At 52.6% G+C, this 20,407-nt stretch carries 22 protein-coding genes; 4 read left to right on the forward strand and 18 right to left on the reverse strand.

The annotated features are described in order from the left end of the window. Positions 1–3 precede the first annotated feature (3 nt). Positions 4–348, reverse strand: coding sequence for a YppG family protein (locus NSQ22_RS11440; protein WP_008879570.1), 345 nt, complete (start codon positions 346–348; stop codon positions 4–6). Between the two features lie 184 nt (positions 349–532). Here NSQ22_RS11440 and NSQ22_RS11445 point away from each other — a divergent pair, with 184 nt between their 5' ends. Both NSQ22_RS11445 and NSQ22_RS11450 read left to right on the forward strand, forming a co-directional pair. Continuing rightward, a complete protein-coding gene (locus NSQ22_RS11445) occupies positions 533–733 on the forward strand; it encodes a YppF family protein (protein WP_008879571.1) in 201 nt (66 codons plus the stop codon). Positions 734–817: 84 nt separating this feature from the next. Then, the gene (locus NSQ22_RS11450) at positions 818–988 is read left to right on the forward strand and encodes a hypothetical protein (RefSeq protein ID WP_008879572.1); all 171 of its coding nucleotides are present in this window, start codon (positions 818–820) and stop codon (positions 986–988) included. A gap of 72 nt (positions 989–1,060) precedes the next feature. Here the strand turns inward: NSQ22_RS11450 and NSQ22_RS11455 are convergent, their stop codons facing one another. Together NSQ22_RS11455 and NSQ22_RS11460 are read right to left on the reverse strand one after the other, a co-directional pair. Beyond that, positions 1,061–1,423, reverse strand: a complete 363-nt coding sequence (locus tag NSQ22_RS11455; protein ID WP_008879573.1) for a YppE family protein — start codon at positions 1,421–1,423, stop codon at positions 1,061–1,063. Positions 1,424–1,537: 114 nt separating this feature from the next. After that, positions 1,538–1,816 (reverse strand): hypothetical protein, encoded by a 279-nt coding sequence (locus NSQ22_RS11460; protein ID WP_339263492.1) that lies wholly within the window; start codon positions 1,814–1,816, stop codon positions 1,538–1,540. Positions 1,817–1,993: 177 nt separating this feature from the next. On the opposite strand from NSQ22_RS11460, the gene recU reads away from it, so the two are divergent. Further along, positions 1,994–2,599, forward strand: coding sequence for a Holliday junction resolvase RecU (recU, locus tag NSQ22_RS11465; RefSeq protein WP_087960121.1), 606 nt, complete (start codon positions 1,994–1,996; stop codon positions 2,597–2,599). A 33-nt stretch (positions 2,600–2,632) separates the two neighbouring features. Beyond that, positions 2,633–5,335 carry a penicillin-binding protein 1A gene (locus NSQ22_RS11470; RefSeq protein WP_099233407.1) on the forward strand — a complete coding sequence of 901 codons (2,703 nt, stop codon included), beginning with the start codon at positions 2,633–2,635 and terminating at the stop codon, positions 5,333–5,335. A 128-nt stretch (positions 5,336–5,463) separates the two neighbouring features. Here NSQ22_RS11470 and NSQ22_RS11475 read toward each other — a convergent pair whose 3' ends face one another. From NSQ22_RS11475 to bshB1, 15 genes are all read right to left on the reverse strand, one after another. Then, positions 5,464–5,967, reverse strand: coding sequence for a YpoC family protein (locus NSQ22_RS11475; protein ID WP_008879577.1), 504 nt, complete (start codon positions 5,965–5,967; stop codon positions 5,464–5,466). Continuing rightward, entirely contained in the window at positions 5,951–6,622 is a 672-nt protein-coding gene (gene nth, locus NSQ22_RS11480) for an endonuclease III (RefSeq protein ID WP_008879578.1), read from the reverse strand. The genes NSQ22_RS11475 and nth overlap by 17 nt, the downstream gene beginning before the upstream one ends. A gap of 78 nt (positions 6,623–6,700) precedes the next feature. Continuing rightward, positions 6,701–7,408 (reverse strand): DnaD domain-containing protein, encoded by a 708-nt coding sequence (locus tag NSQ22_RS11485; protein ID WP_008879579.1) that lies wholly within the window; start codon positions 7,406–7,408, stop codon positions 6,701–6,703. Positions 7,409–7,476: 68 nt separating this feature from the next. Further along, positions 7,477–8,769, reverse strand: a complete 1,293-nt coding sequence (gene asnS / locus NSQ22_RS11490) for an asparagine--tRNA ligase (protein WP_008879580.1) — start codon at positions 8,767–8,769, stop codon at positions 7,477–7,479. A gap of 233 nt (positions 8,770–9,002) precedes the next feature. Further along, entirely contained in the window at positions 9,003–10,184 is a 1,182-nt protein-coding gene (locus NSQ22_RS11495; protein WP_008879581.1) for a pyridoxal phosphate-dependent aminotransferase, read from the reverse strand. Positions 10,185–10,205: 21 nt separating this feature from the next. Continuing rightward, positions 10,206–10,685 (reverse strand): DUF5590 domain-containing protein, encoded by a 480-nt coding sequence (locus NSQ22_RS11500; RefSeq protein WP_008879582.1) that lies wholly within the window; start codon positions 10,683–10,685, stop codon positions 10,206–10,208. A gap of 5 nt (positions 10,686–10,690) precedes the next feature. Beyond that, positions 10,691–10,861 (reverse strand): YpmA family protein, encoded by a 171-nt coding sequence (locus tag NSQ22_RS11505; RefSeq protein WP_008879583.1) that lies wholly within the window; start codon positions 10,859–10,861, stop codon positions 10,691–10,693. 393 nt (positions 10,862–11,254) lie between these two features. Continuing rightward, positions 11,255–13,990 carry an ATP-dependent DNA helicase DinG gene (gene dinG / locus NSQ22_RS11510; protein WP_081157164.1) on the reverse strand — a complete coding sequence of 912 codons (2,736 nt, stop codon included), beginning with the start codon at positions 13,988–13,990 and terminating at the stop codon, positions 11,255–11,257. 50 nt (positions 13,991–14,040) lie between these two features. Continuing rightward, positions 14,041–14,424, reverse strand: coding sequence for an aspartate 1-decarboxylase (gene panD, locus NSQ22_RS11515; protein ID WP_008879585.1), 384 nt, complete (start codon positions 14,422–14,424; stop codon positions 14,041–14,043). A gap of 12 nt (positions 14,425–14,436) precedes the next feature. Beyond that, on the reverse strand, positions 14,437–15,306 hold the full coding sequence (gene panC, locus NSQ22_RS11520) for a pantoate--beta-alanine ligase (RefSeq protein WP_008879586.1): 870 nt from the start codon (positions 15,304–15,306) through the stop codon (positions 14,437–14,439). Then, positions 15,303–16,142 carry a 3-methyl-2-oxobutanoate hydroxymethyltransferase gene (gene panB / locus NSQ22_RS11525; protein ID WP_029760965.1) on the reverse strand — a complete coding sequence of 280 codons (840 nt, stop codon included), beginning with the start codon at positions 16,140–16,142 and terminating at the stop codon, positions 15,303–15,305. Before panB ends, panC begins: the two co-directional genes overlap by 4 nt. Positions 16,143–16,402: 260 nt before the next feature. Next, entirely contained in the window at positions 16,403–17,392 is a 990-nt protein-coding gene (locus NSQ22_RS11530; protein WP_008879588.1) for a bifunctional biotin--[acetyl-CoA-carboxylase] synthetase/biotin operon repressor, read from the reverse strand. Further along, complete coding sequence (locus tag NSQ22_RS11535) at positions 17,350–18,564, reverse strand: CCA tRNA nucleotidyltransferase (protein WP_008879589.1); 1,215 nt, start codon at positions 18,562–18,564, stop codon at positions 17,350–17,352. Before NSQ22_RS11535 ends, NSQ22_RS11530 begins: the two co-directional genes overlap by 43 nt. Beyond that, the gene (gene bshA / locus NSQ22_RS11540) at positions 18,561–19,697 is read right to left on the reverse strand and encodes an N-acetyl-alpha-D-glucosaminyl L-malate synthase BshA (RefSeq protein ID WP_008879590.1); all 1,137 of its coding nucleotides are present in this window, start codon (positions 19,695–19,697) and stop codon (positions 18,561–18,563) included. The genes NSQ22_RS11535 and bshA overlap by 4 nt, the downstream gene beginning before the upstream one ends. Next, the gene (gene bshB1, locus NSQ22_RS11545) at positions 19,694–20,404 is read right to left on the reverse strand and encodes a bacillithiol biosynthesis deacetylase BshB1 (protein ID WP_029760967.1); all 711 of its coding nucleotides are present in this window, start codon (positions 20,402–20,404) and stop codon (positions 19,694–19,696) included. The genes bshA and bshB1 overlap by 4 nt, the downstream gene beginning before the upstream one ends. Positions 20,405–20,407: the final 3 nt, after the last annotated feature.

Genomic DNA, 20,407 nt, shown 5'->3' on the forward strand with positions numbered 1-20,407 from the left:
TTCTCATTTTTTAAACGTGCTGAGCAGCCCTTTTAACAAGCCGTTCACTTGATTGACTGTATTGATCATCTGCCCCATCGTATTCATCATTTTGTTAATATCGTACGTCCCGTCGTTGTTTTTAAACTGGGCGAGAAAAGACGGGCGCGGTGGCGGCAGCAACGGCTCCGGCTTCGGATATGGCATCGGGTACGAAGGCATCGCAGCATGGAATGGTGCAGCGTGAGGCCAATGGGCAGGCGGTGATGAAATGTGTGAAGACCAATGGTTGAGATAAGGCCCATGACCATTTAGACTATATGGCCCATGAATGGGTGGCGGCGGAACCGGGCGCGGATAACGGTACATGTTCGTTCTCCCCCATTTTTTGATCGTCGATTTTTCCTTCAGGCTGCCACTAGTATATGTGCCAATACTGAGCGGCGTGCGCGCGGACATGTCATCTCTTGTCGGAAGTTTTAATTTTCGGAAATCAATTTTTTCCCCTACTTTCATGGTACGATGTAAAAAAGGGGAAGGGGGAAAAGCATCAATGGGTATTGCTGAATTGAAACATAAGTTCATGGTGGTCAAACATTGCGAACCAGCTGAGGCGAACGAACTGCTCGATTTTGCCCGCCGCCTTTATTTGCGCGGGGAGATTTCGCTCGCCGAGTATCGCGACTTAGTGCGTGATTTAGAAAAAGCTGGAGCCTATCAACCGAATGAAACAGGAGAATTCGCAGGACTTTAGACCTTAGGGGAGCTTTTCCCTTCTTTTTTTTTTGCATATTTCTCACTCAAACGCCCCATCGTAATATAAAGGGGGTGTTGTGCAATGGGACGAGGCGTGCATTTCAATCATAAACGAAAAGGCCATGATCACGAAAAACCGAAACATGGTGAACCAGCACCGCCAAAGCATACCGAACGGGTCGAATATGAGATCAACACCGTCGCTACCGCAGAGAGCGGCCCTGTTTCGATCACAACAGGAAAAGACACATAAGAAAAAAGCTGTCTCCCTCGGCAAAGGGGGCAGCTTTTCCATTTCGAGATGAAAACATCGCTCTTTTTCAGCCTAGCTTGTTTCGCCAAGCCGATCCTTGACAAGGTCGAGCGTATAGGCAACCGCCTGGCTGTATTGCTTGATGCGGCGGTTGGGAACGGATGGATAAAATGCCTCAACGCTCAGTTTTGTCATATGATCAACCGTTGCTTCAATTTGTCGCTCGTGAACATATTTCGGCTGCGTCTGGCGAATCCAACGGGAAGCGGCCTCTTTCCATCGTTCGGCGGCTGCCTGCACTTCCTCCGCAAATGGTTTAACTTCGGCAAAAAAATCTGGCTCTTGATTCCGTTCGCGAGCACGCCGGGCAATCGCCAACAGCTGTTCATTGTACTCGTGAAGCTGTTCCGTCAGCGCTTTCAGCTCTTCCCCCATGGCGGCCCTCCTTGCGTATATTGATGAACTCAGTTTGAAGAATGTCCAGTGCAAATGCCGATCCGGAACGTCTGCGAACTGTTGGTATATGTTTCATCATATCATATCAACCAGCTACACCAAATACAATTTTGATGAAAGCCGCAGCTCGGTTCCCCCTTTTCCCCCGTCAAGCCGCCGTTCTACACCGGCGATTCTCCCTTCGAGATGCCCGAGCTGCTCCTTATTTTGCGCATACTGTTCTTCAATGACATCAGCAATGACTTGTTCCATTTTGGCATCCACCTGCTCAATGAGCGCGACAATTTCCTGGAGCTGTTTTTCAATTTCTTCTTTTTTGACGAGCCGTTTTTCCATTCCTTCTCCCCCATTTCTGGCATGATGATATTCCATTCGCGACGGGAAGAACAACTCCCTGCTACGGCGACAAAAGTAGAACGTATTCGGCAAAGAAAGTGAGAAGCGGCCGCCATTCGACAACAAGAGCAGGCGCAGCCGTGGGGAAGAAAAAAAGGCGCATCTTTTCCGAGCGTATGGTATAATAAAAACCATTCAAAGGAGATGAACGCGATGGCACTCAAATATCCAGGAGGAAAAGAATACCGCGGAAACGGACCGAGCGCGGTGCGACCGCCGGCGGCAGCCGGCTATGCCAACCGCGGCATGACGCTCGAAGACGACTTAAACGCGACGAATGAATATTATCGGGAGCACGGCATCGCCGTCATCCATAAAAAGCCGACTCCGGTGCAAATCGTCCGCGTCGATTATCCGAAACGGAGCGCCGCCGTCATCAAAGAGGCCTATTTCCGGCAGGCGTCGACGACCGACTACAACGGCGTCTACCGCGGCAAATACATCGACTTTGAAGCGAAGGAAACGAAAAACAAAACGGCGTTTCCGCTAAAAAATTTCCATGCCCACCAAATCCGCCATATGGAGCAAGTGATGGCCCATGGCGGCATTTGCTTTGCCATTTTGCGCTTTTCTGTGCTGAATGAAACGTACTTGCTTGATGCCTCCCATTTAATTGCCCGTTGGAATGAACAAGAAGCCGGCGGGCGAAAGTCGATTCCGAAGCGGGAGATCGAGCAATATGGGCATTATATCCCACTTGGCTATCAGCCGAGAATTGATTATATTAGTGTAGTAGAAAAAGTGTACTTCACCGTATGAGGTGAAAACTTGTAAGAAAGGCAGGATTTGCTTATGTCTGGTGAATATCGTTCTCGTGTGGAACGAAAGCAGGCAGAGAAACAGGCGAAACAAGCGAAACAAAAGAAGGCGAAAAAGAAAAAAGGACTATCGTGGTTGAAGACGATCGCCATTGCCATATTGCTTGTGATTTTCATCGGAGCGGCCAGCGGCGTGGCGGCGTTCGCCTATTTCGTCAAGGACGCTCCCCCGCTTGATGAGACGAAAATCAAAGACCCGCTCTCTTCAACCGTATACGATATGAACGGAAAAAAATTCGCCGAACTTGGCGGCCACAAACGAACGTACATTTCGTATAAAGACGTGCCGAAAGTGCTTGAAAATGCCGTGTTGGCAACCGAAGATGCTCGCTTTTATGACCATCACGGCATCGATGTTGTCCGCTTAGTCGGCGCCGTCGTCGCCAATTTTCAAGAAGGATTCGGGGCAGAAGGCGGCAGTACAATCACCCAACAAGTAGTGAAATTGTCGTTCCTGTCGCCGAAAAAAACGTTGGAGCGAAAGGCGCAAGAGGCGTGGCTCGCTCTGCAGCTTGAGCAAAAATATTCAAAGCAAGAAATTTTAGAAATGTACTTGAACAAAATTTATTATTCAGACGGCATTTACGGCGTTGCCCGGGCGGCAGAATATTACTTTGGCAAGACAAACTTAAAAGAGTTGACGCTTGTGGAAGCGGCGCTCTTAGCCGGTATGCCGCAAAGCCCGAACCGGTACAATCCATATGACCATCCGGAGGCGGCGAAAAAACGGCGCGATACTGTTTTGTCGCTCATGGCGAAACACGGCTTCATCAGCCAAGAAGAGGCGGAAAAGGCGAAACAAGTGCCGATCCAATCGATGCTTACCGAACGGAAAAAACCGCAAAGCTCCGTGCCGTATGATGCCTTCATTGACGAAGTGATCAAAGAAGTGACTGACAAAGCGAACGTTAACGTCTTTGAAGACGGACTGAAAATTTACACCACGCTTGATCAAGAAGCGCAGTCGCATGTCGAAAAACTATTAAACTCAGAGCAGTACTTCACCAATAAAAAAGACTTACAATCGGCTATCGCCCTCGTCGATACGAAAACAGGCGCCATTCGCGCTTTAGGCGGCGGGCGAAACCGCGATCATGTCCAGTTCGGCTTTAACTACGCCATTCAGCCGGTCGGCCAGCCCGGTTCGGCGATTAAACCGATTTTAGACTACGGACCGGCCATTGAATATTTAAAATGGTCAACTGCACACATTATCGTTGATGAACCGTACACGTATTCAGACGGCACACCGATCCGCAACGCCGATCGGACATACAAAGGACCGGTGACGATGCGCTATGCGCTTACTTGGTCGCGTAACATCCCGGCGTTAAAAGCGTTCCAAGCGGTCGGCAAAGAGCGGGCGCAAGAATTTGCCAATCGGCTTGGCATGGGCTTTGATAAGGTAGAGGAAGCGTACTCGATCGGCGGTGTCGCACGCTATGTGTCGCCGCTGCAAATGGCCGGTGCCTACAGTGCCTTCGGCAACAACGGTTTGTATACCAAACCGTACGCGGTGACAAAAATCGTCTTCCCGGACGGCACGGAAATGGATTTAAAACCGAAGCCGAAACGGGTTATGCAGGACTACACCGCTTACATGATCACAGATATGCTCAAATCGGTCGTCCGTTCTGGTACAGGGCAAAGCGCCAACGTTCCGGGGGTTGAGGTGGCCGGCAAAACGGGGACGACAAACTATGGCCCGTCCGGCGCCAAGTTTAATTTACCGGAGAGCGCTGTGCCGGACAGTTGGTTTGTCGGCTATACACCAAACTATACCGCCGCTGTTTGGACCGGTTTCAGCAAACGAAGCAGCACCGCAAATCTCAGCAAGGCGGAACAAAGAATTTCGCGTTCGCTCTTTAAAGCGCTCATCTCTCACATCGACGACGGCAGTGGGAAATTCGAACAGCCGGACAGCGTGGTGAAAGTGCCGATTAAAAAAGGCACGAATCCACCGAAACTAGCAAGTAAACATACGCCGGCAAGCGAGATTACGTATGAACTGTTCGTGCGAGGCTCCCAACCGACAGAAGTAGCGAAAGACGAACCAAAAGAACTGCCATCGGTGAAAGGCTTAACCGCTTCGTATGACCAAGCTACCAATGCGATTTCTGTCACTTGGTCGTACGATAAACAAACCGACAATACGCTCTTTGAAGTGCGCATCAAAGACGACCAAGGCCATACGGAAACTGTGACAACGAAAGACCTGAAGATGACGATCGCGAACCCAACGCCAGGCGCTTCGTATACGATTGCCGTCTATGCGAAAGATGGCGAGCGGATGAGCAAACCAGCCATCACGAACGTCCGCATCCCTGGCGGTGAGCAAGGTGAAGGCCCGACAACGCCGGATGATGAGGAAAATGGTGATGATGGCCGGAATGATGGACATAACGGGCAAGATGGCAACAGCGGAAATAACAACAATGGAAACAACGGCCAAGGGCAACAGCCTGGGCAACAACCTGGACAACAACCTGGACAACAACCTGGACAACAACCTGGACAACAACCTGGACAACAACCTGGACAACAACCTGGACAACAACCTGGACAACAACCTGGACAACAGCCTGGGCAACAACCTGGACAACAGCCTGGGCAACAACCTGGACAACGGCAAGGACAACAGCAAGGGCAGCAGCAAGGACAACAACTAGGGCAATAGCCAGGACAATAGTAGTGCCTCTGCACTGACGACACCAACAACGCTGCCGAATACGAACGTCTCTGGCGCGAACGGTGAAAACCGTCAATAACTCAACTAAGTTGCCAAATAAAAAACGGATGACCCATTTATGGGGTCATCCGTTTTTTCATGGCGATTTGTTTGCCAGCGAGCTTCTCTGTCTCAACAAACAGCTCGTGAAGCTGAACAAACGCTGGGTATAAATCCGGACGGTCGAAAATAAACTGCAGCCGCTCAACGGCGTTGGCAGGTTTATACGGCAGTGCCGCCACCATCTCCTCCCAACGGACTACATTGGTTGCTGGCTGGCCATTCAGCCAGCAGAGCGCCGACAGCAAATACGACAATCCACGCACGATCGGGCTGCGGGCGGCGCGTCGGTCGCGGCGGGCGAAACAGAGTTCGAGTTCCTCTTTTTCTTCTCGCCAAAGGGCAACGAGCGCCGGCAGTGAACGTTCGATTTCCTCCCACGGCAGTGGAGGAATGTGGACGATATCGTAATAAAACGGCACGTGTTTAAGCAGGCGCGGAAACGGTTCATTAGGAAGCGTATCACGCATTTGGCCGTCCGGGAAAAAGAGCGGATGGGCGAACTTAGTCGGCACGCGCACGTTCATTCTCCTTCTTTCGCATCCGTTTTTTTCCTTCACGGCATAAGTGCAGAAGCGGGCATACCGGGCATTGCGGCGCTTGTGCCTTGCAATGGTAACGGCCAAAAAAAATCATCCGATGGTGAGTGATCGACCATTCCTCTTTCGGAATTTTTCTCATCAACGTTTGTTCGACTTCGAGAACTGAGTCATTCCAGCGGCAAAAACCGAGCCGTTTGCTGACGCGCTCGACGTGCGTATCAACGGCAATGGCCGGTACGCCAAACGCGACGGATGCGACAACGTTCGCTGTCTTCCGCCCGACGCCGGGCAGTTTCATCAATTCGTCGCGGTCGCGCGGCACTTCACCGTTGTACTCCTCAATTAACATCGCGCACAGTTTTTGAATGTTTTTCGCTTTGTTCCGGTATAAGCCAATTGAACGGATGTCTTGTTCCAACTCTTCAAGCGGCACCGCAATGTAGTCATGCGGTGTCTTGTATTTTTCAAATAGCCGCTTCGTCACTTTATTGACGAGGGCATCGGTGCATTGCGCCGATAAGACGACCGCGATCAACAGTTCAAACGGATTGCGGTGCACAAGCTCGCAATGCGCATCAGGAAACATGTTGGCCATCTCATCCAAACAGTAGCGAATTTGCTGCTTTGTCAACACCGGTTTCCTTCTCCTTTCGCCATCTTCGGTCCATCTGTCCATGTTGGCCAAACAAAAACGAGAGACAATGCCTCTCGTTTATGAGTCAAGCCAGTTAAAAAACGGAATCGTCTGCTTAAATTCCCCTGTCGCTTGTTTCACCGGGCGGGCGGACGATTTCGGCTTGCGGAATTTTTTGCCGTAATCGTGCGCCTGTTCGATCGTCCGGATTCCATTCTTTTTCCACTCGAACAAAATGCGGTCAATGTAGCGGAAATTCAATTTCCCTGATAGCACCGCCTCGCGCAGTGCTGCCTTAATGATGGCCGGCTCATGACCGTCCTGGTCGATCCACATCGAGAGTGTTTCGCACTCAAATGGGGAAAGCGGGCGGCCAAACTCCTGCTCAAATATCGTATACAAGCTTTCTTCTTCTTTTTGCTGACCGATTTGCCCGTCTTTGACGGTCTGTGCGTACAAATGATGTACCAACTGTTCCCAGAGCGGTTCCAATGTATATTTTTCGCCGCGAACGCCACGTTCGTCCGTATGCTCCTCAATGCCGACCATTCCTTTTTGCAAAAGCCGACGCACCATCTCCATACATTCTGCCGCCGAAACAGTCATTTTTTCAGCCAGCTCAGCCGGTGTCGGGAAGACGATGCCTTCTTCCAAAAACGATTGCATATGCAAAAGCAAAACGAGCTCCCCTTCGCTCAAGCCAAGCTGCTTATAATGGTCCAGCAACAGTTTCGGAACGACGACGCTTCCTTGCGCCAGCCATTCGGCCACCTTTTTCTTTTCCATGCCGATGCACCTCAACTATAGTATAACATGACACTAGCGAAAAAACCCCCTTTTTGCAGGGGGTTTTTTTACGGGTATAGACGGTTGAGCAACCGCGGAAACGGGATCGTCTCGCGTACATGCTCAACGCCGCAAATCCAAGCAACCGTTCGCTCGAGGCCGAGCCCGAATCCGGAGTGCGGCACGGAACCGTATTTGCGCAAATCTAAATACCATTCATATGCTTCAAGCGGCAAATGATGCTCCTCGAGACGCTGCTTGAGCAGCTCATAATCATGAATGCGCTCGGAACCGCCGATAATCTCCCCGTATCCCTCCGGCGCGATTAAATCAGCACATAGCACGACGTCCGGACGGTTCGGATCTGGCTGCATATAAAACGGCTTTAACGACGTCGGGTAGTGAGTGATAAACACCGGCTTGTCGAAGCTTTCAGCGATGGCTGTCTCATGCGGCGCACCGAAGTCATCGCCCCATTCGATATCGGTAAACCCTTTGTCATGCAGCAGCTTGATCGCTTCGTCATACGTTAGACGCGGAAACGGCGGCTTGACAAGCTCAAGCTTGGTGACGTCGCGTCCAAGGCGCCCGAGCTCAAGTTGGCAACGGCTAAGCACCGACTGTACGAGATAAGAGACATACTCTTCTTGCAGCCGCAAATTGTCTTCAAATTCGTAAAACGCCATTTCAGGCTCGATCATCCAAAATTCGATCAAATGGCGGCGCGTTTTCGACTTTTCGGCACGGAATGTCGGACCGAACGAAAACACTTTACCGAGCGCCATGGCTGCTGCTTCCATATATAGCTGGCCGCTTTGCGATAAATAGGCATCCTCGTCAAAATACTTCGTATGGAACAGCTCGGTCGTTCCTTCCGGTGCGCTGCCAGTCAAAATCGGCGCATCGACTTTGACGAAGCCGCGTTCGTTAAAAAACTCATACGTCGCACGGATCAATTCGTTGCGGATTTTCATGATCGCATGTTGGCGCCGCGAACGAAGCCAAAGGTGACGATGATCCATTAAAAACTCGACACCGTGTTCTTTTGGCGTAATCGGATAATCGACCGCTTCATTGATGACCTGTATGTTCGTCACCGAAAGCTCATAACCGAACGGTGAACGCTCGTCGACGCGCACCGTGCCGGTCACATAGAGCGACGTTTCTTGCGTCAGCGTTTTCGCACGTTGAAATACCTCTTCTGAGACGTTCGCTTTTTCAACTACACCTTGAATAAAGCCAGTCCCATCACGCAGCTGTAAAAAGGCGATTTTTCCGCTCGAGCGCTTGTTCGCCAACCAAGCGCCGATCGTGACTTCTTGACCTACATATTGGTTCACTTCAGCAATCGTCGTTTTCACGTACACATTCCCTCCAATAATCGACACGTCCATCTCATTCGCTATTATATCGTTCTGGCGAAACGACGGCAACGGCCAAGGAAACCTTTCGCCTCTGGCCGGCTCGGCACAACCGTAGAAAACAGTGCGGGGCAACCGCTAAAAAATCATGCATCCGGCTGATTTTCGCGAAATCACCGCCGCTGCAGCGGGCGCGGAAAAAGCGGCTTTGCTTTGGGCAAAGCCGCCGCTTGTTAAGCGCGCGCTTCCATAAACCGGTGGATGCGTTCCACGGCGGTTTCCAGTGCATCGAGCGATGTCGCGTATGACAAGCGAACGTTATCCGGCGCTCCAAACCCAGAGCCGGGCACAAGCGCGACTTTCGCTTCCTCCAACAAGGCAGCGACGAACTCGTCGACCGTGCGGCAGCCGGCCATTGCAGCCGCTTCGCGGGCGTTCGGGAACAAATAAAACGCCCCTTGTGGCTTAACGCACGTGAATCCTGGAATTTGCACGAGCTTGTCGTAAATGATATTGAGCCGTTGTTCAAACGCTTGGCGCATTTGTTCGACCGGCTCCTGCGGCCCGCTGTAAGCAGCGATGGCCGCGTATTGGGCGATTGACGTCGGGTTGGACGTGCTGTGGCTCGCCAAATCTGTCATTGCCTTAATAATATCTTTCGGCCCCGCCGCATAACCAATGCGCCAGCCCGTCATCGAATGCGACTTTGACACGCCGTTAATGATGACTGTCTGCGCCTTCAGCTCCGGCGACAACTCAGCGATGGACACATGCTTCGCCCCGCCGTAAGTCAATTTTTCATAAATTTCATCTGACACGATCAATACACCATGCGCTAGGCACACCTCACCAAGCGCCTTCAACTCTTCGGCTGTATAAATCATGCCAGTCGGGTTGCTCGGCGAGTTGATGATAACCGCTTTCGTCCGCGGCGTGATTGCCTGTTTCAGCTGCTCCGGCGTAATTTTAAAATGATTTTGTTCAAGCCCTTCGACGTAAACCGGAACACCGCCCGCCAGTTTCACTTGTTCCGGATAGCTCACCCAGTATGGCGTCGGAATGATCACTTCGTCGCCTTCATCGAGCAATACTTGGAACAGCGTGTAAAGGGCGTGCTTCGCTCCGACGCATACAATCACTTCAGCCGGCTCATAATCCAAGCCTTGGTCGCGGGCGAATTTTTTTATAATTTCCTCCTTTAACGCCGGCAAACCGCCCGATGGTGTATATTTCGTATGTCCTTCGTTCATTGCCTTGATGGCGGCATCAAGAATGTGCTGTGGCGTGTTGAAATCCGGTTCGCCAGCTCCGAGACCAATCACGTCATGCCCGGCCGCTTTTAGTTCTTTTGCTTTCGCCGTAATGGCCAAAGTCGCCGATGGCGTCAGCGACGCCACCCGTTTTGCCAATTTCATCGTTTCTTCCCCCTCATATGCTCAACGTTGAAAACTGTACCTCTTTAAGAATGAACCATCGGCAAAATGGAGGTAATAAAACGAATACCTTCCTTCTGCATCGATATATGTCAACTCCCAAAGAGGTACGCCCTTTTCCATGCCAAGCGTCACGTCAATCACGCGTTGCGGATGTCGGTCGCGTTGTAAAATGGCGCGTGCTTCCGCTTCGCTAATGCCGCTATTTGCTTTCTTGACGACGATATCCCCCTTTTTTTCCGGCACCCAAACAACGACGTCTGTCTCCTCTTGTTTCGTCCGGCCGATGAATACGGTGCATGCTTCATCGCCATAATATGTATAGACTTTCTTCACGTCGACAAGCCCAACCGCTTCCTTCGCCCGCGCAAACGCTTTTTCCACCATTGACCGTTTTGGCACCATCGCCTCACCGTAAATCGACCATGCCTGCCAAATGAGGATACCCAAAAAAATTAGAGCAAGCCATCCCCACTTTTTCATGGCGATCACGTCCGATAAATCGTAAAGACCGCTTGGCGTTTATCGTTTTCATCCAAAGCAAGCCCAAACATCAAATTGTCGCGCTTCAGCGTCCGATTCAAGCAGTCAACAATTTTGTACAAATCATCGGAATGCTGGATTTTGACGGTGGCGAGCACTTCAATTTTGCTTTCCATTTTCGTTGTTTCCTCCTGTACGGCGCAAATTTTGTTACTTATACACGCCGGCGGCTCCGGCAACAATACAAATACAGTAAGGTTATGATCACAGTTGCGCTTCTTCACGCCTCTGCGGCCGAGCCGGCGAAGGTAAACGGCGAGGCTGCAAGCTGCCATCGCAGTTGTGCTTCTTCCCTATTATAGCAGGTTTGCCTGACCATTTCATAACAAATTTGCCCGCCTACACCTCCAACGCAAATTTGCTTCTTTTCTCCCCCCGCTGTACGCGGGGTATTTTTTTGCCAGCTGCCATCTTTAATCTTTAGATTGCACCGTTTCATTTCTCTTTATGAACGTCTTGTACAGCCGTCCCTCTCCCTGAAAACGAACCGACTGTTCATCCCGCTTGTCTCATGAAAGCCATGCATCCGCTTTGTCAAGCAGCTCGGAAAGCGTTCCATCATATACCGACAGCGGCGGCAGAGAAGCGAGAAAATCAGCGCCGTATGAAGCGGTGGTCAGCCGACGATCGAGAACAAACACGGCGCCTTTGTCCTGCTCGGTGCGGATGAGGCGGCCGAATCCTTGCTTAAAGCGGAGCACCGCCTCGGGAAGCGACAACTCGTAAAACGGATCACCGCCGGCGGCGCGAATCTGTTCACTTTTTGCCTCCATCACCGGATCATCCGGAGGCGCAAATGGCAATCGGGCGATAATGAGTGCATCGAGTGCCGAACCCGGTAAATCAATCCCTTCCCAAAAGCCACTCGTCCCAAACAGCACGGCATGATCAAATTGCAAAAATGTTCGCAAGAGCTTGGCCGGGCTGCCACTTTGCATTCCTTGAGCAATCAAAACGAACGGCTCGTCCGCTTCTTCCGTTTTCAGCGCTTCAGCCGTCATTTTCAACAGCTCATACGACGGAAACAACACAAGCACCCGCCGGCCAACGTGCCGGGCGATCGAGAGCACGGCCGCTGCTGCCGCTTCGGCGTATGTCTCAAGCGGCACGGCAGAAACAAGCGGCATATCCGTTGGCACAAAGAGCGCGACCTGCTCCTTATAGCGAAATGGCGCCGGAAACGAGTGACAGATCGGATAAAAATCATCCAAGCCAAGACGCGTCGTCATATAAGAGAATCGACCGCGGACGGCAAGTGTGGCTGACGTCAAAATCACGCTCCGTTTTTTCATAAACAACTGATCGGCAAAAAAGTCAGCAAGATCGACGGGTTGCGAATAAAGCCGGACAGCGTTTGCCGCCCCTTTTTCATCGGCTTCAATCCAGCGGACCGTTCCTGGCTCCGCTTCGGTCAGCAGCCGAACGAGGGCGTTCATTTGCTGATTTAGCGCCGCAAGGTCGGCGGCCAGCGAGGCCGGCAGTGTGATAGCGTCAGTCATAGCAACAGGTAAGATTGGCTTTGCCTCTGCAAGCAGCGCCGCCGTCAAATCACGCAAACGCCAACATAGCTCAACAGCCGCCTGCCACGTGCGCCCATGCTCGTCCGCCGGTGAAAAACGGCAGCGGCAACGCCCCGCCCGCGCCGGCTTTCTCTCTAACGCATAACGGCGCAGCAAGCGGAACAGCTCGTCCCCTTCAAATTGCAGCCCTTCAAGATGCCGTTGGCAACGAGCAAGGACGGCTTTCACTTCGCCTTGCTCTGCTTCCAGCCATTTCGTGAGCGTTTGCGCCATTTTGGCAGTTAACAAGCGAAATGACACATAGTCGATCCGCTCGCCAAAATAACGAGCAGCGATATCCTCAAGCCGATGCGCCTCATCGATGATGAGATGGCGAAACGGCGGCAAAAGCGGCGTAGAGGCAGTCAAGTCATGAAGCAAAAACGCATGATTGGTAATGACAATATCAGCCTGTTCGGCACGTCGTTTCGCCTGAGTGAAAAAATAATGCCGTCCGCCGTCCTCCTCTTCTCCGATGGCAAGCGCGGACAACAAGAGACGAGCGCCGGATGATACGTTCAATTCATCTAAATCACCGCTATCTGTCTCAAGCAGCCAGACCAGCATCTGACATTTCAAGAGCGCCGCATCGTATGTATCGCACGGCTCAGGCAAAAACGAAGCAAATTTGTCAAGGGAAAGGTAGTTTTGCTTCCCTTTCAAGACGGCGACGCGAAGCGGGGGCGGCACGACTTGCCGCAGCACCGACAAATCGCGGCGGATGAGCTGCTCTTGCAGTTGGAGCGTATGTGTGCTGATGACAACCCGTTCTTGTCGCTCGCAAGCAAAAAAGGCAGCCGGGATGAAATAAGCAAGCGATTTGCCAAGCCCTGTTCCCGCCTCAATAAGCGCATGCTGAGATGTAGACAGCGCCTCATAAACGAGTTGCATCATTTCCCACTGCCCTTCACGCCGCTTGTAGCCAGGAAGCGGAAGGGACGGCGCTTGTTCATAAAAGGCTGCAAATGAGACCGAAGCGAGGCGCTTCTCATCATCGCCTGATTCCGGCTTTGACGCCGGCTTTTTCAGCGCAATGCCGCGGTAAAGGGCGATGGTATTGTCCATCGGCGCTTCTTTCTGTTTTTCAGTGATGACAAGATCAAGAAGTGAGTAAATATCGCTTTTCAAATGGTGGGCAAGACGCCGCAACTGTTCGAGTGTCACAAGCGGCAGACGGCCAAGCCGCTCAAGCAAGGCGATGAACAGCTTCGCAGTCACTTCCGCATCGCTGTCCGCTTGATGCGGACGATCATGGCGGAGGCCGAGCTGTTTGGCCAAGTCACCAAGCTTATAACTTTCCGCTGTCGGCAGTACGATGCGAGCAAGCTCGACCGTATCGATCGTCGGACCGGTAAACGGCGGCCACCCGGCTCGTTCGAGTTCGGCTTGCAAAAACGGCAAATCAAAATCGACATTATGAGCAACAAAGTACGCGCCTTCCATCATAGCTGTAATCTCGTCCGCCTTGTCAGCAAACAGCGGCGCTCCCTCAACTGTCTGTTCGTCAATGTTCGTCAGCTGTTGAATGAACAACGGGATGGGTTGTTCCGGGTTAAAAAAGCTGGCAAACCGCTTGACGATCGAGCCGTCCTCAACGACCGCCATGCCGAGCTGGATGATTCGATCGCCTTTTTTCGGTACGTTTCCCGTTGTTTCTAAGTCAATAATAACAAAGCGCATTGCCATCAATGATCACCTCAAAACGAAAAGGGGCGGAAAGCCCCTTTTTTGCCCCATTATAAAATCGTATGTGCCGGCTCTTCAGCAATGAGCTGTGCGATGCGGTTGTTTTCGTCCATAATGGCAACTTTCGGCCGATGCATAGCGATTTTTTCTTCAGGAACGAGCGCATACGAAATGACGATGATGATATCCCCTTTTTGCACAAGGCGGGCGGCCGCACCGTTTAGGCAAAAGACGCCGCTGCCGCGCTCTCCGGGGATGATGTACGTTTCAAAGCGGGCCCCGTTATTATTGTTCACTATCTGCACTTTTTCATTAGCCACCATGCCAACCGCATCTAAAATATCTTCGTCGATTGTAATGCTGCCTACATAATCCAAGTTTGCTTCCGTTACACGGGCACGATGAATTTTGGCGTTCATGAGTGTACGAAACATGGGCGATCCCCCCTAATCCTCTTGTCTATGCGCCTTAGGCAGCTCAAGAATGATATTGTCGATCAAGCGGGCGCTCGCAAACCGAACGGCAACCGCGACGAGCACCGTTCCGTGAAGCGTTTCAAGCGGCGCCAAATCCGGATACGAACACACTTCGACATAATCAATTTCAGCGTGCGTATGTGCTTCAATATGCTCTTTCACAAGACGACGAATGGCATCAGCGCTCCGCTCTCCGCCATCGACGGCTGCCGCTGCCGCGCGCAGCGCCTGATAGAGCGCCGGCGCCTCCTCTCGTTCTTGCGGCGATAAATAGACGTTGCGCGAGCTTTTCGCCAGCCCGTCGGCCTCGCGAACCGTCGGTACCGGCACGAGCTCAATCGGGAAATTGAAATCGCGAATCAAGCCGTCGACAACAGCTACCTGCTGGGCATCTTTCAGACCGAAATAAGCGCGGTCAGGCATGACGATATGAAACAGCTTAGTAAGCACCGTTGCCACGCCGTCAAAATGGCCGGGGCGCGACCGTCCACAGAGCACATCCGTGCGTGCTTTCACGACGACTTGCACCGTGAGCGGCCCCGGATACATCTCGCCTGCCTCCGGATGAAACAGCACGTCAACTCCGTGCTGTTCGGCGATATGCCGATCGCGCTCAAAATCGCGCGGATAGCGGGCAAAATCTTCGTTCGGCCCAAATTGAAGCGGATTGACAAAAACGCTTAAGACGACAATGTCATTTTCCTGACGCGCCCGATCGATGAGGGCGGCATGTCCTTCATGCAAATAACCCATTGTCGGGACGAACCCGATCGTTTTTCCTTCGCGGTGGTATTGACGCATCAGCGCCTGCATTTCACTAATCCGATCAACGATGATCATGATTGTTTTCCTCCGTATAAGGCCACCCATTCTTCTTCCTTCATCGTAAACGTGTGCGCCGGCTCCGGAAACTGGCGCAGTTTGACATCAGCGATATAGTTGGCCAGTGCCTCGACGATCGTCTCTTGAATGGCAGCGTATTGTTTGACAAACTTCGGCACGCGGTTGACACCGTAGCCAAGCAAGTCATGGTAAACCAGTACCTGGCCGTCGACTTCCGCCCCGGCACCGATGCCGATGACAGGAATGGTAAGCTCTCGGGCTACAGCCGCCCCAAGCTGCTTCGGTACACACTCTAAGACGAGCGCGATCGCTCCTGCTTGTTCGCACTGTTTCGCATCATTGAGCAGCTTTTTTGCGCTTTCCGCATCTTTGCCTTGCACTTTATAGCCGCCAAGGACGCCGACAGATTGCGGCGTTAGCCCGAGATGGGCGACGACCGGCACGCCCGCTTTCGTCAGTGCGGCGATCGTCTCAACGACTTCATCCGCCCCTTCGACTTTGACAGCGTTCGCCCCCGACTGTTGCATGATGCGCCGGGCGTTTTGCAACGCCTCTTCCTTGGAGGCGTGGTACGACATAAACGGCATGTCCGTGACGATAAACGTGTTCGGCGCACCACGGCGGACCGCCTTCGTATGGTGGATCATGTCATCGACCGTCACCGGGATCGTCGAGTCGTAACCGAGCACGACCATGCCGAGCGAATCGCCGACTAAAATCATATCCACCCCGGCCTGTTCAGCAAGCTTCGCCGATGGAAAGTCGTAGGCGGTCACCATCACGATCGGCTCGTCCGCCTGCTTCATGCGGAAAAAATCGGCTTTCGTCTTCACCTTTGTTCCCTCCTCTTTGATTGCAGAGGAGATGACGCGACCGAAACAAAACGTCCTTCTTTCCCGCCTTGAGAAAGAAGGACGCCATAAACCACCGTCGGTTTCGTTCACCCCTCTGTCCCAGTCCTTCTGCAAGGATCAAGGCAGATTATCTTTATTCATTCATTTTGCCGGCGCGGTGCAGTTCTTTTCGACAAAGATACTGCCCTTTTCCTCGCCTTGTATTTTAACAAAATTGTCACAATTTTTCCAGTGGAAATTTACAGTTGAATATCGGCCGAATGAATATAATGAAGTTGGTTTTGTTCATCCTCGAGGATCAGCAGACCGTCATCGGTAATGCCGCGCGCGATGCCGCGTATCACCTTGCCCAATGTCCTTGCTGTCACCGGCTTGCCAATCGAAACCGCGTATCCTTCCCAAAGAAGCTTAATTGGACGGAAGCCATGCTCCAAATATTGCTTATATAACCGCTCAAGCTGAAGTAAAATTTCTTGGATGAGCGGCGCGCGCTTTATGCGCTCCCCTTTTTCGATGGCAAGCGATGTGGCGATGTCGCAGATATCCTCGGGAAATTGCGCACTCGTCTGGTTCACGTTAATGCCGATGCCGATGATGACCGAACGGACGCGGTCAGGGTCGGCCTGCAGCTCGGTTAAAATGCCGACACATTTTTTACCGTGAAGCAAAATATCGTTTGGCCATTTAATGTCCGGGACAAGCCCGGTTACTTCTTGAATCGCTTGACTGACCGCCACGGCAACAAGCAACGTCAACTGCGGCGCCTGCTGCGGGGGAATGGGCGGCCGCAAAATAAGGCTCATCCAAATACCGGTTCCTTGTGGGGAAAACCATTTCCGGTCTAAACGCCCGCGCCCGGCTTTCTGCTCCTCGGCGATGACAAGCGTCCCTTCCGGCGCTCCCTCATATGCCAGCTTCGCCGCGATACGCTGCGTCGAATCGACTTCCTCAAAAAAATGGATCTGATGGCCAAGCGTTTCGGTTTTCAATCCGAGTTGGATTTCGTTTGCCGTCACCTTATCCGGCGTGCTCACGATTCGGTAGCCGAGGCGGCGCACCGCTTCGAGTTCAAACCCTTCTTTGCGCAGCTCCTCGATATGTTTCCATACGGCCGCCCGCGAACAACCGAGCTGCTCACTGATCTTTTGTCCGGACAGAAATTCACCGTTTGCCTCGGCAAATAGTTCTAACAGTTTTTTTCTTGTGTCCGACTGCGCTCCATGAGCCATGCGTAAATCCGCTCCTTCTCGTTTTCAACTTCACCGTTGACGACCGCCCGCCATATGGCATCCAGCGTCTCTTTCACCCACGGACCGGCTGGTTTCCCGATCCAATCAATGACCACTTTGCCGTTAACCGCCAGCTCACCTTTCGTTTTGATCGGCAAGGCGGCAAAGCGGCGACGCAGCTCGTCATGTTGCGGTTCGTACGGCTTTCCGGTCAAAGCAGCGCGGACCACCTCAACCGAAAGTGCCCGCTTGAGGCCGGCCAAAAACAGCTGCTCATTCGTCCACGCGGCCGGTTCAGGGACAGCAGCGAGCGTCGCCAAAATGGCGCCAGCTTCATCGATCACTTTATTCGGTAGCTTCCATGCGCGCAAAAACGGACGGCTCTCCTTGACGCCAAGGGCGTGGCACAAAAGCGCCCACCGCTCCTCGCGCGCCGCGAGCCAAGGCCAGCGGTACGCGGCCGCTCGTCGCAGCCACTCGCCTTTTTCAGCCAACCCCGGCAAATAGGTGGATAGCCCTGTTTCGGCCAAAAGCGGCAACGCTTCGGCAGCAAACGGGCCGGCGAGCAGCTTTTCCATCTCCATCGTCATCCGCTCAACCGAAATATGGGCGAGAAGCGGTGCGTTGGCGATGATCGCCTTCTTCGTGTCGATAGCGAGTGAAAATCCAAGTTGACTGACAAAGCGGACGGCCCGCATCATGCGGAGCGCATCTTCACGAAACCGCGCGTCCGCTTCTCCGACAGTGCGAATAAGCCGCTTTTCGATCGCCTCTTGTCCCCCGAACGGGTCAATGATTGTCCCGTGCTCGTCCATGGCGATGGCATTCATCGTAAAATCGCGCCGTTTTAAGTCTTCCTCAAGAGAACGAACGAACGTCACCGACTCAGGACGGCGGTGGTCTTCATAGTCGCCGTCGGTGCGGAACGTCGTTACTTCGTAGGCCGTTCCTTCGTGCACGACGACGACTGTACCGTGTTTCGAGCCGACATCAATCGTTTTTGGGAAAATCGCCATCACTTCGTCCGGCAAGGCGCTCGTCGCAATATCGACATCGCCGATCGGACGCCCAAGCAACAGATCGCGCACCGCGCCGCCGACAAAATATGCCTCATAGCCATGCCGATTTAGCTGTCGGATGATACCAAGCGCCTGTTGGAATGGCGGTTTCATCCTCTCACCTTCCTTGCTGCCAGTGAAGCATACAGCTGCTCATACTGCCCGACGATATCGGACGAACGGAACTTTTGCTCGACCGTTCGCACCGCCTCTTTTGCCATTTCGCTATGCAAACGGCGGTCGGTTAGCAGTGCGAGCGCTTTTTGAGCCGCTTCTTCGACATCGCCGAGCGCACATAAAAAGCCGCTTTTTCCATCTTCAATCACTTCCGGAATGCCACCAATCGCCGTGCCAATGCACGGGATGCCACACGCCATCGCCTCTAGTAAAACGAGCCCGAAACTTTCTTTTTCCGACAAGAGCATCATCACATCACTGATCGAATACAGCTCTTCCAGTTTGTCCTGTTTCCCTAAAAATCGGACGTCGTCGTTGAGCCCGAGTTCTTTGACGAGACGGCAGACGACAGTCATTTCCGGGCCGTCGCCGACAAGCAAGAGCTTGGCCGGCACATGCTGACGCACGATGGCAAACGCGCGCACCACATCAGGCACGCGCTTTACTTTCCGGAAATTAGAAACGTGAATGATGACGTTCTCCGTTTCACCGATGCCGTACTCCTGTCGCAAATGGCTCGCTTCCCGACGGTGGTAGACGCGTTCGTCAACAAAATTGTAAACTGTATGGATCTCTTTTCGCACATCAAGCAGTTCGTACGTCTGCTGAACAAGGGCGCTAGACACCGCTGTGACGATGTCCGACTGCTCGATGCCGAACTTGATCATATCGGAAAGCGACGGGTCGTAGCCTAACACGGTGATATCGGTGCCGTGCAACGTTGTGACGATCGGCAGTTCGCCAACCATTTGCCGCGCCAGTACGGCGCAGACTGCGTGTGGAACGGCGTAATGGGCATGAAGCACATCGAGCTGTTCCCGCTTCGCTACCTCAGCGATTTTGCTCGCTAGCGCCAAGTCATACGGCGGATATTGAAAAACAGAATATTGGTTGACGCTCACCTCATGGTAGTAAATGTTTCCGTATACTTTGTTCAGCCGAAACGGCATGCTTGACGAAATAAAATGAATTTCATGTCCTCTTTCGGCAAGCAGTTTGCCGAGCTCAGTGGCAACGACCCCTGAGCCTCCGACCGTCGGATAACAGACAATTCCTATTTTCAGCTTCATCGCACTCCCTCAAATAAGTCGAAAAGATGAATAGGTGTTTTTGCCAAAAAGCCTTCGGCATACTCCGCACCGATTTGCTGGCCGAACCAGCGCTCGCGGCTTTCGATCATCTCAATGTAGTTGTTTGTCAGCGGGGTGTCAACCGAACCAGGTCGTTTTTCAAACTGGCTTTCATAGGCGCGCAGGCTCGCCAGCTTGTCCTGAGCTGTTTCGCTAATATCGACAAGGAAATGCGGACGGCAAAAGGCATTAATCATATAATAATACACCGAGCGGACGCGGTGCGCATCGCCAAGCTCGCCGTCTCCATATCGGCGGATGCCGGCGGAAAAGACCGCCTCCTCGACAAGGCGGGCGCATTGCCCGTGATCTGGATGGCGGTCTTCCCAATACGGGGCGAATACAAGCCGCGGCCGATAGCGGCGAACGACCGCAACAATACGGCGAATCGCCTCTTCTTCGACATAAAGACCGCGGTCAGGCAGCTCGAGATTCAACCGTTCCGATACACCGAGCCTGTGGGCCGCTTCAGCCGCTTCTTTCTGCCGTTCGTCAACGGTTCCGTTGGACGACAGCTCTGCCTTTGTTAAATCACAAATGACAGCGCGGTATCCGCGCCGCACATATTTGGCGATCGTCCCGCCCATGCCGATTTCGACATCATCCGGATGGGCGCCAAACGCTAACAAATCACATGTTTCCACCATCGC

The sequence above is a fragment of the Geobacillus sp. FSL K6-3411 genome, assembly GCF_037965715.1.
In the GTDB taxonomy this organism is placed as follows: Bacteria; Bacillota; Bacilli; order Bacillales; family Anoxybacillaceae; genus Geobacillus; species Geobacillus thermodenitrificans.